This is a genomic window from Cytobacillus sp. MT66, from assembly GCF_058792595.1.
Window position 1 is genome coordinate 241368 of the sequence record NZ_JBXAFB010000007.1, and the last position, 17140, is coordinate 258507.

At 39.6% G+C, this 17140-nt stretch carries 14 protein-coding genes and 1 pseudogene; 10 read left to right on the forward strand and 5 right to left on the reverse strand.

The features are described 5' to 3' along the window. The first annotated feature begins 456 nt into the window (after positions 1–456). The 6 genes and pseudogenes from AC1Q59_RS14930 to AC1Q59_RS14955 all read left to right on the forward strand — a co-directional run bounded on the left by AC1Q59_RS14930 (position 457) and on the right by AC1Q59_RS14955 (position 4666). Positions 457–1986, forward strand: coding sequence for a YifB family Mg chelatase-like AAA ATPase (locus AC1Q59_RS14930; protein ID WP_492366640.1), 1530 nt, complete (start codon positions 457–459; stop codon positions 1984–1986). Positions 1987–2100: 114 nt separating this feature from the next. Continuing rightward, entirely contained in the window at positions 2101–2388 is a 288-nt protein-coding gene (locus tag AC1Q59_RS14935) for a hypothetical protein (protein ID WP_492366641.1), read from the forward strand. Next, positions 2388–2663 (forward strand): type II toxin-antitoxin system RelE/ParE family toxin, encoded by a 276-nt coding sequence (locus tag AC1Q59_RS14940; protein ID WP_492366642.1) that lies wholly within the window; start codon positions 2388–2390, stop codon positions 2661–2663. Before AC1Q59_RS14935 ends, AC1Q59_RS14940 begins: the two co-directional genes overlap by 1 nt. 150 nt (positions 2664–2813) lie before the next feature. Beyond that, positions 2814–3872, forward strand: coding sequence for a DNA-processing protein DprA (gene dprA / locus AC1Q59_RS14945; RefSeq protein ID WP_492366643.1), 1059 nt, complete (start codon positions 2814–2816; stop codon positions 3870–3872). 154 nt (positions 3873–4026) lie between these two features. Further along, positions 4027–4211: pseudogene (locus AC1Q59_RS14950) on the forward strand (type II toxin-antitoxin system HicA family toxin). A gap of 26 nt (positions 4212–4237) precedes the next feature. Then, positions 4238–4666 (forward strand): type II toxin-antitoxin system HicB family antitoxin, encoded by a 429-nt coding sequence (locus AC1Q59_RS14955; RefSeq protein ID WP_492366644.1) that lies wholly within the window; start codon positions 4238–4240, stop codon positions 4664–4666. A 278-nt stretch (positions 4667–4944) separates the two neighbouring features. On the opposite strand, the gene AC1Q59_RS14960 is transcribed toward AC1Q59_RS14955, so the two are convergent. Both AC1Q59_RS14960 and AC1Q59_RS14965 read right to left on the reverse strand, forming a co-directional pair. Next, positions 4945–5499, reverse strand: a complete 555-nt coding sequence (locus AC1Q59_RS14960) for a hypothetical protein (protein ID WP_492366645.1) — start codon at positions 5497–5499, stop codon at positions 4945–4947. A 146-nt stretch (positions 5500–5645) separates the two neighbouring features. Continuing rightward, positions 5646–7625: a beta strand repeat-containing protein gene (locus AC1Q59_RS14965; protein ID WP_492366646.1), complete on the reverse strand. Its 1980-nt coding sequence runs from the start codon at positions 7623–7625 to the stop codon at positions 5646–5648. Between the two features lie 284 nt (positions 7626–7909). Here AC1Q59_RS14965 and AC1Q59_RS14970 point away from each other — a divergent pair, with 284 nt between their 5' ends. After that, a complete protein-coding gene (locus tag AC1Q59_RS14970) occupies positions 7910–9157 on the forward strand; it encodes a hypothetical protein (protein ID WP_492366647.1) in 1248 nt (415 codons plus the stop codon). Between the two features lie 176 nt (positions 9158–9333). After that, a complete protein-coding gene (locus tag AC1Q59_RS14975) occupies positions 9334–10716 on the forward strand; it encodes a S41 family peptidase (protein ID WP_492366648.1) in 1383 nt (460 codons plus the stop codon). A 242-nt stretch (positions 10717–10958) separates the two neighbouring features. Here the strand turns inward: AC1Q59_RS14975 and AC1Q59_RS14980 are convergent, their stop codons facing one another. Genes AC1Q59_RS14980 through AC1Q59_RS14990 form a run of 3 tightly spaced genes read right to left on the reverse strand, consistent with a single transcriptional unit; the run spans position 10959 to position 12902 of the window. After that, the gene (locus AC1Q59_RS14980; RefSeq protein WP_492366649.1) at positions 10959–11216 is read right to left on the reverse strand and encodes a hypothetical protein; all 258 of its coding nucleotides are present in this window, start codon (positions 11214–11216) and stop codon (positions 10959–10961) included. Next, positions 11216–11908 (reverse strand): Ig-like domain-containing domain, encoded by a 693-nt coding sequence (locus AC1Q59_RS14985; RefSeq protein WP_492366650.1) that lies wholly within the window; start codon positions 11906–11908, stop codon positions 11216–11218. Before AC1Q59_RS14985 ends, AC1Q59_RS14980 begins: the two co-directional genes overlap by 1 nt. A 1-nt stretch (position 11909) precedes the next feature. Next, complete coding sequence (locus AC1Q59_RS14990) at positions 11910–12902, reverse strand: Ig-like domain-containing domain (protein ID WP_492366651.1); 993 nt, start codon at positions 12900–12902, stop codon at positions 11910–11912. A gap of 659 nt (positions 12903–13561) precedes the next feature. Between AC1Q59_RS14990 and AC1Q59_RS14995 the strand changes: the two genes are divergently transcribed. Together AC1Q59_RS14995 and AC1Q59_RS15000 are read left to right on the forward strand one after the other, a co-directional pair. Then, a complete protein-coding gene (locus tag AC1Q59_RS14995; RefSeq protein WP_492366652.1) occupies positions 13562–15793 on the forward strand; it encodes a hypothetical protein in 2232 nt (743 codons plus the stop codon). 667 nt (positions 15794–16460) lie between these two features. Then, positions 16461–17140: IS110 family transposase (locus tag AC1Q59_RS15000; RefSeq protein WP_492366653.1), on the forward strand; the 680-nt coding region annotated here is incomplete at its 3' end.

Here is a 17140-nt window from a genome sequence, read left to right on the forward strand (position 1 = left end):
CAAGATTCCGAGGGAGAGTTGTCAGAAAAGGGGTTGCATTTTGACAAGTTCGCTGGATTTTGAGGGAAAGGAGTCAGAAAAGAGTTGGCATTCTGACAGGTTCACAAGATTACGAGGGAGAGTTGTCAGAAAAGGGGCTGCATTTTGACAAGTTCGCTGGATTTTGAGGGAAAGGAGTCAGAAAAGAGTTGGCATTTTGACAAGTTCACAAGATTACGAGGGAGAGGAGTCAGAAAGGGATTCGCATTTTGACAGGTTCACTAGATTTTGAAGGAGAGTAGTCAAAAAAGGTAAATCAGATTTCCAACATACCAGAAAAGTCAATTTTCCCAAATAGAATAAAGTAAAATAAACTGTTATAATATTCTAAAAATACCAGAGGTGAGCTCGATATAATAACTACACCAAATTGAATCCAACAATAAAAATCCCATCAAAAAAAGGAGATCCAAAAACATGGCATCAACCGTATACAGTTTTTCTATATCAGGCATTCAAGGCGATTTAGTCGAGGTTGAAACTGACACGCTTATTGGTCCGCCGTCCGTATCCATCGTTGGCCTCGGTGATAAGGCCGTTAAAGAGGCGAAGGAGAGGTTAGAAGCGGCAATCAAGAATGCAAACTTCATTTTCCCCCCGCAAAAAATTGTCTTCAACTTGGCCCCGTCGGATATGAAAAAAACAGGCACCCACTACGACCTAGCTATGGCTATCGGACTGCTCATCAAAACCAGCCAAATCAAACCTAGCAATCTGCGAAAAACAGCCCTCATCGGCGAGCTATCCCTCAATTCGTATATCCGTCCAGTCTCAGGTATCCTCCCAATGGTTATAAAAGCAAAAGAGCTTGGTTTAACAAAACTCATCATCGCAAAAGAAAATGTTCAAGAAGCCCAGCTTGTGAAGGGAATCGAAATCATTGGCTGTGAGACTTTAAGAGAAGCCATCACTGTCATTGAGGGTAGACGAAGCCTTCGTATCATCCCAGCACCGCAGCCCCGATCACCAAAACCCAATGACCACTATGTAGATTTCAAGGACGTCAAAGGACTCAACAACCTCATTGACTATATCACCATCGCCGCGGCAGGTGGCCATAATCTTCTTATGATTGGTCCGCCTGGCTGCGGGAAATCCATGATTGCCAAACGCATTCCCACCATCTTGCCGCAAATGTCTGAAGAAGAATCGCTTGAAGTGATGAAAATATACAGTGTATCAGGCCTCCTCAAGGATAAAGGCAGCCTGATAACTGAGCGCTCCTTCAGAGCCCCGCATCATAACGCATCAACAAACTCCCTTATTGGAGGCGGCACCTACGCGATGCCTGGCGAAATCTCCCTTGCTCACCATGGTGTTTTGTTTTTAGACGAAATAGCGGAGTTTAGCAAAAAAACGCTAGATTCATTGCGGCAGCCGCTTGAGGATCACTCTGTTACGATTTCAAGAGTTTGGGGGTCCAACACCTATCCGGCTAAATTTATGCTGGTCGGTGCAATGAACCCTTGCCCATGCGGATACCACGGCCAGCCGAAATGCCGATGCACAGAATATGAAATTATGAAATATCGTCAAAAGCTATCTGGTCCGATTTTAGATCGAATGGATATTCAAAAGTATGTCGGGGTGGCTGACTTTTTCAATAAGGAGGATTCTGGCCCAAGCTCAGCGGAAATCCGTGCCCAAGTAGAAAAGGCAAGGGCCACCCAGCGGGAGAGATACAAAGACTACCCTGATGTTCACTGCAATGCCCAGCTCACCCCATCGCTTATGAAAAAATTCTGCACCCTCGACAGTGATTGTACACATCTACTGCAGCAGGCCTATCATCGTTTCCGTTACAGCGGCAGATCCTTGGATAAATTTATTAAAATAGCACAGACCATTGCTGACCTTGAGGGCGAGGGGAAAATACAAGTCCGTCATTTGAAAAAGAGTCTATTAAGCCGTGATGTTGAAAAGGAAGCAGCGGTACTAGGAGGTTAAGTACTTGGTTATTAGCATAAAAATGGCTTATATGGTTTATGTTATAAAGGCAATACAGGAATTAGCGATAAAGCTGAATAAATGGATTATAATTAGAAAAAGGAGGTGTTAATCATGTTTGAATTAGAGATTAAGGGCGGAAATGTAGTTAAGATATATAAGGGAAAGGATGAAAAGGCAATGATAGAGTATAAGGGTGTAAATTATGATTTTGAGTCAATGATTCATTTATTAGAAGAAAAGAAGGGGAGTCATTCTTCAGTAAGTGAAGAAGAAATCGAACAGTTTGAACAGGATCCGAGAATGAAGAAAATGGTTGAGGATTCTAGCAAGGATCTTGAACAAGGGAAGGCACTTTCCACAAAAGAAGTAATCGCTAAAATTAGACGCGGTGAAATTTAATGAATGTGGAATGGACTGAAACGGCCTTAAATAAACTGTCTGAAATTAAAAGTGAACATTTTAGTGAAGAAGAAACTGCTGAGTATAAAGAACGACTTGTTTTAGAAATAGAGAAAACAATCACTGAAACAGGATGTTTATTTCCTTCAAGAAATTACCAGAACAGATATTATGTAAAGGTCAAACCTTATATAATTTCCTTCAAATCTAATCCTCAAAAAGGTGTTTATTCGATTGTCGCCTTTCAACACCAACGCCAAAATAAAAGTTATTAACGGGAAAATCAACTCCGCGCAAAATTTCCTGCACTACCACCTACATTATCCAAAATCACTAATCAATAACATCCATATACATCATTCATTCGAAAAAAAGTTTACTTATCTGCGATTGCTAAAAGAAGCAGCAATATTAGGAGGATAACAATGATCATTTATTGGATCTGGCTTAGCCATTTAAAATACGTCGGCCCTGTTTTGCAGAAGAAACTTTTAAACCATTTCCGAACACCAAAAGCAGTCTATGACGCTGCAGAAGAGGAGCTTTTAATCATTCCTCGCATATCTAAAAAAGCAATTCAATCCATCCGATCAAGCCGCAGCTTAAAAGAGGCTGAAGCATTGTTGAAATCCACACGAAAAGCAGGCGTGGACATGCTGACATTTGATGATAAACATTATCCGCATTTTGCAAGTAAGTGCAAAGAATCTCCTATCCTGCTCTTCTATAAAGGAAACCTCCAGCCACTGGAAACCACCGTCGGAGTTGTCGGTGCGAGAAGATGTACCACCTACGGAAAAAGAACAGCAGAAAAAATAGGAGAGGAACTAGTAGATTTAAATATCCCGCTTATCAGTGGATTCGCTAAAGGAATCGACAGCTACGCCCAAGCTTCCTGTGTGAAAAATAACGGCTACACCATCGGCTTTCTTGGCAACGGTCCTGATATTTGCTATCCGCAGGAACAAGAACAACTCTACAAAAAAATCCTTAACAGCGGTGGAGCATTTATCTCCCAATACCCACCTGGTACACCACCGAACCCAAGGTTTTTTCCGGCAAGAAATGCACTTATCAGCGCATGGTCAACCGAGCTTGTCATCGTAGAAGCTGGGGAAAAGAGCGGGGCGCTGATGACAGCTGACTTTGCTAAGAAAAATAACCGAAGAATACTAGCCGTCCCCAACCAGATTGATGTTCAAGAGGGAGCGGGGACCAATTATCTTCTATCACGGGGCATTCCGCCATATCTTGGAATCCAAAGCTTAATATCAGCTAATGGGAAAATTAAGACAAGCCTGCCTTCAAAAACAACCTCATCTAATAGCCGAATCCTGCAAACCCTATCCGAATCACCAAAAACAATAATACAACTCATCCAGCAGCTTAAGCTCGAAAAATCTGAACTAATCGACCTGTTAATGGACTTAGAACTCGATCAAAAAATTATTTTGAGGGGGAATATGGTCTACCTTCTTAAATAGCTAAGGGGATAGATGGAAATTTATCAATTTGAGATAGTACCACTACTCGCTAGCTCCCTTTCAAACAATATGAATGAGATTGGAAAATCTCTTCCAATTATTAATTGTACGTATGATAAACACGTATTATAATAAGGTGTGGAAGGATGGGAAAATGAAGTCCTCTAAAGAAGTTATTAAAATACTTGAAAATGACGGATGGTTCTTAACAAGGGTTGTCGGCAGCCATCATCATTTTAAACACCCAATTAAATTGGTACAGTTACAGTGCCCCATCCAAGAAAAGACATTAAGCCTGGAACATTAAATTCAATATTAAAGCAGGCAGGGCTAAAATAGCTCAACCCAAAAAGGAGGTTTTTTTCGTGGCAAAGTATCTGTTTCCTGCAGTGTTTGACCCAGGTCCAGATGGGAGCAAAGGCTACACCGTAACATTCCCGGATCTTCCAGGATGCATTACAGAAGGAAGTGATTTTTCTGAGGCGATGTTAATGGCTAAGGATGCGCTTGAAGGATTTTTGTATGGAATGGAAGAGGATGGCGAGAATATTCCTTCACCTTCATCACCACATCAATTTTCAGTGCCAGCCGGTGGATGCATTGCTATTATTGAGGCGTGGACAGACATTGTACGAGATGAAATGGAAAATAAGGCAATTAAAAAGACATTAACCATTCCGAAATGGCTAAATGATGCGGCGGAAAAAGAAAAGGTGAACTTTTCCCAGCTTTTACAGTATATATTAAAACAGCGTTTAGGAATTAAACAGATAGAGGATAAAGACGTTATTTAAAAACAGCCATTTCTGGCTGTTTATTCCTGTTGAGAGGCATCTTTAAACTCATGAGGAATATATTTATCACAAAAATAAATCGAACTTAACTTTAACAGGTAATTAAAAAAGTCCCAAAGTAAAAAGTAAAATTCCCAATAGGAGGCAAACAACCGGTATAATCTGATCAATCCGGAATATTAAGGCCAAGGCGGCATATATCTAGTATTGAGCTGCTTTTCCATGCTCAAAAAGCAGCTATTCAATTTGAACGGCTGCCTTCATTTATGTGGTTGTGTTTATTTGAGAAATGGGTTCTGATAAACGTTTTGGAACTGGTAAGAATGATTATGGACAAATTGATGCTGTAGGGATGGCCCATTTTTAATCGACGCTTGGAAATGGAAAACGACGTCTGTATTTCTCTGGGATTGTGTAATCGTAGATGGTCCCGAAACGGTTGTTTCCTGTCCCTTAGAATCTTCAATTTGGGTTGTTTGGTCTTGGTCGGTTTGCCCATTTGATTGACTGTCACCCATATCGATGTCACGATCCTCCGATTGGGACACAGTGGCCGGTCCTGACGTTTTTACCTGCTGAAATTGATAGCCTGTGAGGGACAGCATCTGCCCTTGGGTAACTCCAGACGAATGGCCAATTTGAATCTGCTGAGTAGAATCCAAGCTTTTTTGAATCGTTTGAATGGAAGCGGGGCTGCTTGTTTCCACATGCTGCTCTTGATCAAGATTGAAGTCACTCCACTGGTTTTGGGTGCTTGCCTGTGAGCTCATCCCGCCAAGACTAATACAAAGAGCAGACGCCGTTACAAAACTGCCGATGGTCTTTTTGATCATATGTTGTCTCCTTTTATCGTAAAATCGTAGGGGCTCATATTTTTAAAAAGCTACTGCAAATGGCTGATTATGTACCCCAGGACACTTTTTTTAAAATAAAGCCCCATCCAGCTAGAAAACTAGATGGAGCCCGGTAGTCATTATTATTAATTAGAAGACTGACTTTGGTTTACCGTTCTTCCAGAAGATTGGCTTTGATTAATATTGCTGCCAAAGGCAAAGGATGATTGAGAAGTGCTGCCAGATGTACTCTGAGTTTGGCTAGCACCGCCGGAACCAACCTGAACCTGTGTAACATCATTGCTTACACTTTGGTCTTGGCTATTTCCATCACCAATAGCCACTGCTGTTTGGTCCGCTGAATTGGAAGAAGATTGGCTTTGATCTGCACCAAGTCCCCCCACTTGAACCTGTGTTGTATCGTTTTCAATAGACTGATCCTGTTCGTTGCAATCTCCATCTGCAACAGCTACCTGGCCTGACTCATTGGAAGCAGATTGATCTTGTTCATCACCTAGCCCACCTATTTGTACCTGCACAGAATCATTTGCAACAGCCTGATCTGTATCGTTTCCAATACCATCAGCAGCAGCACCTTGGGCTGTACCGTTTGCAGAGGATTGACTTTGATCTGCTCCTAATCCCCCAACCTGGACTTGAGTTGTATCGGTAGTATTATCTTGGTCAATATCATTTCCTAAACCATCGACGATGGCTACTTGCTCTGAAACATTAAGTGCATCTTGGTCTTGAGATACACCAGCCCCGCCAGCTTGAATTTGATCAATGTCGTTATCAGAATACTGATCAACATCATTAAAGGCACCATCAGCTTCGGCCCCTTGACCTGATGCATTCGTGGCCCCTTGACTCTGATCTGCGCCGAGTCCGCCAATTTGAGTCTGGTCTGTATCGTTATCAGCCTCTTGATCGACACCATTACCCAATCCTGCTGCAACACCAGATTGTTCGGTAGTATTGGAAGATCCTTGTGTTTGGATGGCTCCAATGGCCCCTACCTGAGTTTGATCTGTATCATTATCGGCATCTTGCCCAACATCGTTTCCGATTCCATAAGCTCCACCGCCTTGACCTACATTGTTAGCAGATCCTTGGCCTTGGATAACCCCGCCACCAATCGCGATCTGGTCTTGATCGGTATCATTATCAATAGATTGATCAACATCGTTGCCAATGCCGCCCGCTTCTGAAATTTGCCCAGAGTTATTAATAGAACCCTGTCCTTGGAGAATTCCAATTCCAATAGCCTTTTGGCTTTGATCTGTATCATTATTAATGACTGATACCTGATCATTGAATGCCCCGCCGGAAGTTTGGCTTTGATTATTAATGTTTCCAGCTCCTTGCAGCTGTCCAATCAAGCCGCCAGCAGCCTTTTGGCTTTGACCTGTTCCATTGTAAGTATCTTGCGCTTGGTCATTTTTATATCCAGACGTAGATTGATCAGATGTATTAGCATTTCCATTTGCTTGCACCTGGCCAATGAGTCCACCAAAGGCTTTTTGCTCTTGCTCAGAATAGTTAACGGTTCCCTGATATTGGTCATTTTTAACTCCAGATGCTGATTGTCCGGAAAAATTGAGATTCCCGCTTGCCTGCACCTGACCAATGAGGATACCAGTACCTTTTTGTTTTTGGCTAGTAAGATTAGCAGTACCCTGGAACTGATCGTTAGCAAACCCAAACCTAGCTACCTGATCTTGGCCGTTAAGGCTTCCGGATGCCTGAATCTGGCCAATGAGTGCGCCATTGGCTTTTTGCTTTTGACTTGTACCTATATAGGCTTCTTGGTCCTGATCATTAAATAAGCTAAATTTGTCCAGCTGATTTTGAACAGTCCAGTCACCTGCTACTTGATTTTGTGAATTAAATATTCCATTTTCACGCTGTCTTTGACTGAATGCTCCATTAAAAGTCTGGTTCTGGTCTGATCCATATGTCCACACAGCCTGGCTGTTTTGAACCTCATCTCCTACAACACTGCTATTTTGTGCTCCAAACGCTGTTGTTGAGCCGAACATCGTCCCGGCGATAATAACAGACCCCACAATTTTCTTCATGTTAAGCACATTTTTGACATTCTTGAAGTTTTCCATGTTTTTCAACCCACATTCCTCCAATTTGAAAAATGATAAAATCGTAACACGAAAAAAGTATATTCCCGGATCGCTTGTACAAAGAACGAATTATCCCTAATAACGAACATAAATGTTTTCGACAAAAAAATACCCACTAATTAGAAAATTACAGTAATTTGAATGTTTAATCTCCTAACGGTTATTCCATAATGTAAACAAGCATAAAATATATAGTTGAATATTTTTTTACTTAAATTGTTCTTTAAAGGGAATGAACGATTCCTTTTAAATAACAGAAGGGGAGAGATAGGTTGTTAAGAAGATTAATAACGTCAATTGTTGCAATTCAACTATTTATTTTTGGAGGAGCGTCGGTCTTTGCGGAGGAAATTTCTGCGAACCCGCAAAATCAGAAATCGGACTTAACAGTTGGCCAAGAACAGAATGCTGATACGAATGAAAGCGTGCAGGCTGACGAGGAACAGGATGAGGAGGGGGCAAAACAAACCCAAACTGATGAAGTAAAGGCTCACCAGGAAAAGGACATACCTGTTACAGATAGCGTAAATTCAGATCAAAATCAGGACATTAACCTTGAATCTAATCAATCGCAGCAGGTTGCCACACCTGACAGCCTGAAAAACCAAAACCAGCAAACGGAAATTAAAACAGATCAAGATCAAACAATGTCACTTAATGAAGGAAAGACGAGTGAAGCTAATCAGTCCCAAACGGCCGATATAAAAACAACCCAAGAAGGCGAGATAAAACCTGATAGCGAACAGTTAAAACAGGAAGCAGATGTAAAAGTTCAGCAGGATCAGAATGCCAGTACAGCTGGGACAGGAACAATGGAACAAACCCAATCTGTGGAGGCAAAGGGAAATATACAGTTAGCCGATAAGAGCGGAAAATCCTTTTCCATAAAAGCAGCCGCTCATAACTTTATTGCAATTACAAAAGGTGAAATTGGTACAATCATTAAGGTCATTCAAAAAATCTTTATCAATGATAAGGAAGTCGATAAGATTGAAAAAGATTATGTATTAAATCAAGAAGATGTTAATCAGATGCAGAGTTTCTCGAAAACCTATCAATGGGGAACATTGGATATTTCAAACGAAGCAATCCTAAGCCAATTAGAGAATGGGAATGTAGATGCCTTAATGCTAAGCAAAATTGAATTAAAATTTATTCTTGAAGCTGTACGAAAAAATCATTCAGACGACAAAGAAGAAGAGATTGATGTATCAAGGGCAAGGGATATGGATGACGATGGTATTAGCGACTTTCTTGAAGTCACAAAATTTAAAACCGACCCTTCATCTTCAGATACAGATGGGGACGGATTGACAGACCTTTATGAAATTGTTTATCACGACTTATCAAAAACACAGTACTTTCATTACATTCACCTAAGCGGCCAGCAGCTAACGGATGCATTAACAGATATGGAATATGCCCCGAAGGAATTGGATCCGACAAAAAAGGACACGGATGGTAATGGCATTATCGATAGTAAAGAGGAGTTTATTAACAAGGTTCAACAGCTTAAATAGTAAAATCTATGCAAAAGCACGGTCATTCAAAAAAGTGATTGTGCTTTTTTGCGTTGTTTTGAAAAATAAGAACGAAAGAACCAGAAAAATTCTACTTCCTTTCCTTAAAATATACTAAAATAGTCATATTAGGATTGTCCTTCATTGGGCGGTTTATACAGAGGGGGCTTACACCATTGCATCATCTAAAAAAAATTATTAGTCTATTAGTCGTTCTGGCATTTCTATCAAATGTGCCGGCTGTGTCGGCAGCAGAACCGATGGATGAGATTCGGGATCTAGTGAAAAATTACTACGTTGAGGATGTGCCAGATTCAGTTTTGGCTAAACCTACGGCAAAAGAGATTACGGAGCAGCTGGATCCATATTCTGTCTATATGTCTCCTGAAGAATTCGCGCAGTTCTCCAATTCAATTGACCAGCAGCTGGTTGGCGTCGGGATTGTGCTTGATGAAGATGTAAAGGGGATAAAAATTATCTCTGTCATTCAGGATGGTCCGGCAGACCGCGCTGGATTAAAAGCGGGAGATATCATTGTTAGCGCCAATGGCACAAGTCTTGTCGGCCAGTCCACGCAAACGGCCGTATCGGTCATTAGCGGTGAAAAAGATACAACGGTTACCTTAACCTACATATCAGCGGATAGTAATCAAACAATGACAAAAACAATTAAACGGGAGCTTATTAAGCTGCCGAATGTGGAATACAAAATGCTTGGCGGCGACATAGGCTATGTCCGCTTAAACAGTTTTGCCCTGGATTCCAGCAAAGAAATTATCAATGCGATTCAAAAGCTGCAAGGGGCAAGGGGCTGGATTTTTGATCTTCGCAATAATGGCGGCGGGTATGTGTCAGCAGCACAAGAGATTGCCGGACTATTCCCTAAAACGGAATACGCATTTCAGCTAAGAGACAAGACTAAACAGCCGGAGGTTTATAAAGCGATCCCACAAAAGGTGCATTTCACAGAGCCAACTCATATCTTGATCAATGGCTATAGTGCCAGTGCATCAGAAATGGTTTCAGCTTCTGTCAAAGAGCAAAAGGGGGCTACTCTATACGGACAAAACTCTTTTGGAAAGGGCTCGATGCAGACATTGTTCCCATTAAGTGACAACAGTCTATTAAAATTAACAACAGCGCATTTCTTTTCGCCAAAGGGCATGCCAGTTCATAAGCTAGGAGTCACCCCGAATGTTGAAACACCTGAAGGAGAAGAATTAACTACTTCTCATCGCGACCAGCTGATTGCTGAATTCAAAGGCTATCAAAAGATGCCAGCATTAAAGGATGTGCCAACAGACAAAATATTCACAGTCGAAATGAATATGAAAATGAATTGGTCTGACTTGAAGCCAGACGATGTACAGCTGATCCAATTAGGCGGCAACGAAGTGCCTGTTGAGGTAAAAGTGGCCGATGAGTATAAAATGACAGTCGTACCAAAGAACAAACTTCAGTCCAAGGGTAAATATATGCTCGTCATTCATCCAAAATGGACAAGCCAAAGCACGAAAAAGATGCAAACAGGTATTTATTTGGAAGTGACAGTTAAATAGATTAAAAGTAGGGGGATCTGGCGTATGTCAGGTTCCTTTTTTATATATAGTAGCTAATAGCGGCGGGGTTCTAGCCTCCCTGTTTTTAGTGAGGCTAAAGCACACTTGAAGGCATAAAAAAAGCCAGTACCTCATAGGCACTGACAAAAGTGACGGACATACCGCCTAGTTAGGTAAGCCTAGCCATGGATTTATCCCTTGCTAGTCTCCATATACTAGACGTTTGAACCCCTATAAAGGTTTCACTCTATTTTTAGAATTTTAAAAATTTCTTTCTTTTCTACTTCGGATGCTGTATCTGCTTCTTGATTATTGGGTGCATCAGTGTTGTCTTTCTTAACCGATTCGGTCTTTGTTTCGGTTGCAGGTTCCTCAATCTCAGGATCACTGCTTGCCTTTCCTGGCTTATCGCCCATTTCTAAAAATAAATATGGCCAAACGATAATATTGATAATAATGAGTGTAAAGATAGATGTATTTATAAGGGACTTTTTCAGCATTATGGAATCACGATCTCCTTTGTTTCAAGTATCTTGTTGGATAGACCGTATCCTTTGATGGTGAGACTGTCTCCTGATTCAAGACCAGGCTTATAAAGGACGAATTGGCTATTGCCCTTATATTCGAATTCATCTCTGCCTAGCTTAACAGCAGTTACGTTATCACTGGTTTTTACATTAATTTCTGTAAAATGGGCGTGTTTCTTGGTCCCAATGCTTAGCAAATGCACAGCTTTTTTGTTTGATTTGGACGCTGATGACGAAGATTTACTGCCGGATGCTGTGTTATTAGTTTGCTCAGTACTTGTGTTTGTCAGTAACTTAAAGGGTAATACCGTGTGTTCATTTAAAAAAGCATCCGACTTTGATTTCACATTCCCTTTAATGTAAAGATAATAGGTGATGCCTTCTTTATATGCTTGTTCAGGGGTAATCGTTACCTTCTTCCCGTTATCCGTTAAACGAAGCTTCGTGTTTATTTGTGTTTGTTTTTCATCAATAATATAGAAGTTTTGCTTTTTTACTGTCCCGATTTGTACTGGCTGTGTAAATGAGATGGACCAAGTTTTCATTGGGTCATGAATCTCACGCTGTTCCATGATAACCTTTTCTACCGATGCTTGACCCTGAAGCATACCAGGGAAGGAAATCAATAAAGAGAATAGCAGTATTAAAGTATACCTTCTTCCCATCTTAACGATCCACAACCTGTACTTTAATATCCTGCATCTGGCTCTCAGCTAGCAAGCTAGTAAAAAGCTTTTCATCAGAAAGCAGGTCATGGAGCGAATAGACATTCCCGGCAGTTACATATTTATAGGTTTCTTTAAAAGAGTTAAGGACTTTACCTTCCTCAGCGGCAAATTTAATCACTTTGGTATCAATCGTTTCTTGGTTTGCATTTTGAACGGTTACACGTACATCAAAGAAATCGGGCACTTTTGTAAATCCAATATCGAATATAAACGAATTCTTTTTTGTATTCTTTGTCTGCTCTGTTACCTTGCTTGCAAATCCTTTTTGCAGAATCTTTCCGTGCTTCATAAGATCCACATGAACATATTTAACATCATAGTCCTTTGTCACAATATCAATATTTGTGACCCCACTAAAAGCAGTTTGATCATCTGCAAGGGCACCAGGCTTCTTATGCATGACAGTCAGTTCATTAATATATCTTTCAGGAGGAAACACTTTAATTTGTCTTGGTGCATAGCTATTAAGCATATTCGTAAGACGTCTTTCATTGACAACCATCAGTTCATAAAAGTCTATGTAATTCGTTTGAAAGCTGTAGGAAAAATACGTATTAAAGGTCCCATTTTGCAGCTCTGCTGCTGGACCGTTAAACTCAACACGGTATTCTTTGTTAAATTGGAAATTCCCATCAGGGATAATCCGAAGCGTATCCCCATCTTTGCGTAAACTTTTTATCGGGACATTATAGAAATAACCGCTATTGCTTTTGACTTGCAGATTAATATTTTGTGAGTTTATGCTACGAATCGGACTGTTAAACTGAATTTGTATATCCGTATCAACAGGAACAAACTGATCACGGGAATCAGGGCTCATTTTAATAATTTGCGGGTAGCTGGACGCTTTGGCCTGCTGATTAAAGAAGGGGACTACTATAGATAGGAGAAGAATAAGAACCATTCCCAGAGTCCCGATGAATTTTTTCATGATATGACCACCTTCGACAAAATAATCCTTTAGTCATAATATACAACGAATTTCGACATTACTCTATAAAAAATAGGGAAAAGTCGCCATCTCTGGCGACTTTTCCCGATCCTGAAGCGAAGGTTAGTACGTTCGTACTAATACAAGTTAAAGAAAGCAATCAATTGGGAGAAAACCTTCTTACCCATAGTGTACCAAATAAATCGGAAAAATACATGAAAAATTTACCGTTATAGGAAAATTATTTTGGTTTTTGTCCCGAATTGGGAAAATCAGCAACATCCTTAGGATAAAAGCCTGCTTTCAATGGAAGTAAAAAAGTTTTAAAAAGCTGTCATCTTTTATAAAATGGTGAATAGATTAGAAGGGTGTGCATTTCTTAAGTAGCAGTAAATATATTACAAAATATATAAAAAAATGATATTTCGTGTAGAAATTTAGCGAGCTTTATATTATGATATGAAGTATAAGCCAGTTGGTAAACTTTGCACTGTTTGCTAGTAAAAATATATATTGGTAAACTATTGCATTTAAAAAAATAGTTTGGTATACTTTTTTACTAGTTAGGTAAGCAGTGGATATAGAGGCAAACATAACCATTGGTTTATTCATTGCTAAAAATAAATGCACTACATAGTATGAAGGGAGAATACAAGTTTATGAAGAAGAAAGCTATCAAAATCGCTGCTTCTGCAGCAGTAGCAGCTTCAGCATTCGCAGCAGCAGCACCAGCTCAACAAGCTGATGCAGCAGTAAATGTTGATCAATTAGCACTAGATGCACAAAATGCAGGTACTGTCCTAAAATGGGCTATTTCAGTAGAGGGTTCTGCTGATTTCACAACTCGTCCATATGACGCATACAATGCTGCTAAGGCTGCAATTGCTGGTGTTGAAAAAGCAATTAAAGGTCTAAGCACTTCAGAACAAGTTAAATACCAAGCTAAATTAGTTGAACCACAAATCCAAGTGAAACGCGCTCAAGCTTACATTGACGCCATCACTTCAAGCGAAAAGATCCAAGATTTAACTGCTGGTTTAAAATCTGCTGTTAATTCTGAAGATCTTGATAAAGTAGAAGCAGCTTACCATAAAGCAACTGCTGAATATCGTAAGCAAGCTAAATTATTAGACCGCGTATATGGTCAATCAACTCGTGACGGAATCCGCAACGCAGTTAAGCCAGCTCTTGAAAAAGCTGTTGCTGATCTAAAACATGATGTAACTGTAAAAATGGCTCTAGACAAAGCTTCTGAGCTTATCAAAGCTAAAGATTACGATAAAGCAGCTGCATATGTTGCTGAAGCTGAAAAATATTTAGCTGACGCTAACAACTTTAAATCTGAGTTAAAGAAAAACTTAGAAGATGTTGTTGAATCTATGCCATTAACTGTAAAATCAATTAATCGTATTAATTCAACGACTCTTGAAGTAACTTTCACTAAGGCTCTTGATGTTGCACCAGTAACTCATTTCACTTTCAGTAATGGACTAGAAACTTCTTCTACTTTACTAAGTGATGACAAGAAAACAGTTACTTTAACTGTTAGCGGTGAAAAGGCTGGCGAGTCATATACTTTATATTATAAAGGTGAAGCTACAAAAACTTACGTAGCACCAAAGAGTGATTCAAACAATCCAATCGCTAGTGCCGATGAGACTGCTAGAATTGAAAATGGTCAATTTAGAACATATACTTTTAAATTAAAGGATAGCGATGGAAAGCCATACAGTGGCGATGTGAAAGTTAATTTAACAGCAGCTGGCGTTGTAGATATCACAAGTATTAATGGAGCTGCTCCTGATGGTGATACTGATAGCACAGATGAATTCGATGCAAAAGCTTCAAAAGATGGAATTGTAACAGTTGTTGTTAAAGGTACCGCTAATGGTGGAGAAGTTAAAGTTAAAATTGCAAATGCTTCAACTGGAAAAACATTAACTACAAGTGGTAAAACAATCGTGTTAGTTGGAGCTGAAACAGGAGACAACTTAACTACAGCTACCGAAGTGGAGTATGTTAACAGTGATAAGGATTACTTCACTGCAGAATTCGATGATAAAGAAACTAAATATAACTTCACAAAGAATGATACCTTTGTAGTTGAAGGTAAGGCTGTATCATATGATGAGTTTAAGAAAGCTCTAACAGCACATGCTGAAATCACAGTAGAATATGATACTGACAAAGGAAGCTATTTCAATATCGTAAAAGCAGTTGATATTAAAGTACTTTCTGTTACAAACCCATCTAAGGATGAAGTTCGTGTTGACCCTAAGACAAACCAAGCATATATTGATCTAAAGGGAACTGGCGAATCTGGAAAATATGTTAAAGTTCAATATGAATACCAAGAAAAAGAGCAAGAAGCTGTTGCTAAAGTTGAAAATGGCAAATGGGAAGTCCGTGTGTACTTAAATGAAAAAGCGTTAAACACTCTTGTTGTTGGCCAATACAATGATAAAGACTCCGATGAACCAGTAATGGGTGGAACAAAGACTATTGAGATTTATGAAGGTCCATTTGGCGTTAGTGCAATTTCTGGTGACCTTAAGGTTGGAGGAACAGTCCTATTTACATTCACTAATATCGATGGATATAAAGATGAAGCAGACTTCTCTTCTAACTCCATAATCACATTTGTTGATGATGAAGGCGATGAGTTAGAATTCCAAATCGGTAAAAATAAGACTGAACTTCTAAATGATGAATCTAATGAAGTATCAGTTAAACTTGGTACTCCAATTAAGTCTAACGATAAATTTGACTGGGCAGAAGCTAAACTATTCAATATTTCTGGTGTGACTAACCAAGATGGTTTAAAATTAACAGTTGATCTTGATGCTGATGATACTGATGATTCAGACCTTACTTTACCAGAAGAAGTTTAATTAGTTCCACTGCCATTCCCTGAAATTTATCGAAAGTATAGTAGATAAATAGGGGCAAAAAGAAAGCTCTGTAGAGAGACATCTCTATGGGGCTTTTTTTGTTAATTAATAAAGGTGCCTGTCACTCCCCGAAATTTGTCGAAAGTTTAGTAGATGAATAGGGGTTGAAGGAAAGCTCTGTGGAGAGAGATCTCTGCGGGGCTTTTCTTTTGTCTTTATATAAACTGTAATCGGCAAATCCCTTTATTAAACCCACATTTCTGCATTTTTTAGCGATGTTACTACTCCTGGGGAATGATCCACGTTTCTTTATATATTATACAAGGTTAAGGTTACGGATAAGAAACAGTGCTGTATTAATTCGTTAACAGCTTTATTACAAGGTTCTCGGTGCAAGGCACCATCCAGAAATTTGGGGATGAAAACAATTAGGGTCTAGTGCGTAGCACGCTCTGAGCCTTGTCATAGTTTATTAGAAAAATATGGGGTGTAGAAAAGCTCTATGGAGAGAAATACTGGAGGTTTGGTGCCTGGTGTAATAGATAATAATGTCGAATAATCTTCTCCTTCCGGAAACAAAAAAAGACCCCAGACACTTCATGTTGTAAAATAGAGATACCTGACAGGGAACCTCAATCTTACTTTCCAAAATGGAGGATGAAGTGATATGGGGTTAAAAAAATATAATAACCAACTTAATAATATACAAGGAAAGAAAGGTAGTCAATTTAGTTCTCAGTTACGAGGTATTAATTTAGAAAGAGTATTAATTGTAGCAATCGACGCAGCAAAGTTTTACCAAAAGGCCTTATTATGTAATTATTTTGGAGATGTTCTTGAAAAGCCGTTTTTCTTTGGTATTAATAAAGATGGGCTTGAACTCCTCTGTTCCAAGATTGAACAGGCCCAGAATGAGATTGAGGCTGAGCGAATCTTTATTGGTGTAGAATCAACAGCACATTATTACCAGGATATCGTTACTCAGTTAGGTAATAGAGGGTACGGAGTTACAATAATAAATCCGGCCACCACATATGAAGAACGAGCTAGTGCATTAAATTGGAGTAAGACAGATGATCTAGATCTTTATGCAATTGCACATGCACTTATTAAAAATAAAGGAATGGAAAATAAGCTTCCTGAAGGCTTTTATCGTAAACTTATGACACTAACCCGCGCTCGAAGAAGTGAAGTTCAAAAACGGGCTTTAACAAGAATACAAATTAGAACACTAATGGATCATATTTGGCGGGACTATCAAGGATTAGTTGAAGTAAATAATAATAAACCAACCAAAAGGCTTATTTTTAGTGACTTCTGGGGGCAAGCTTCTTTATTTTTTATCGA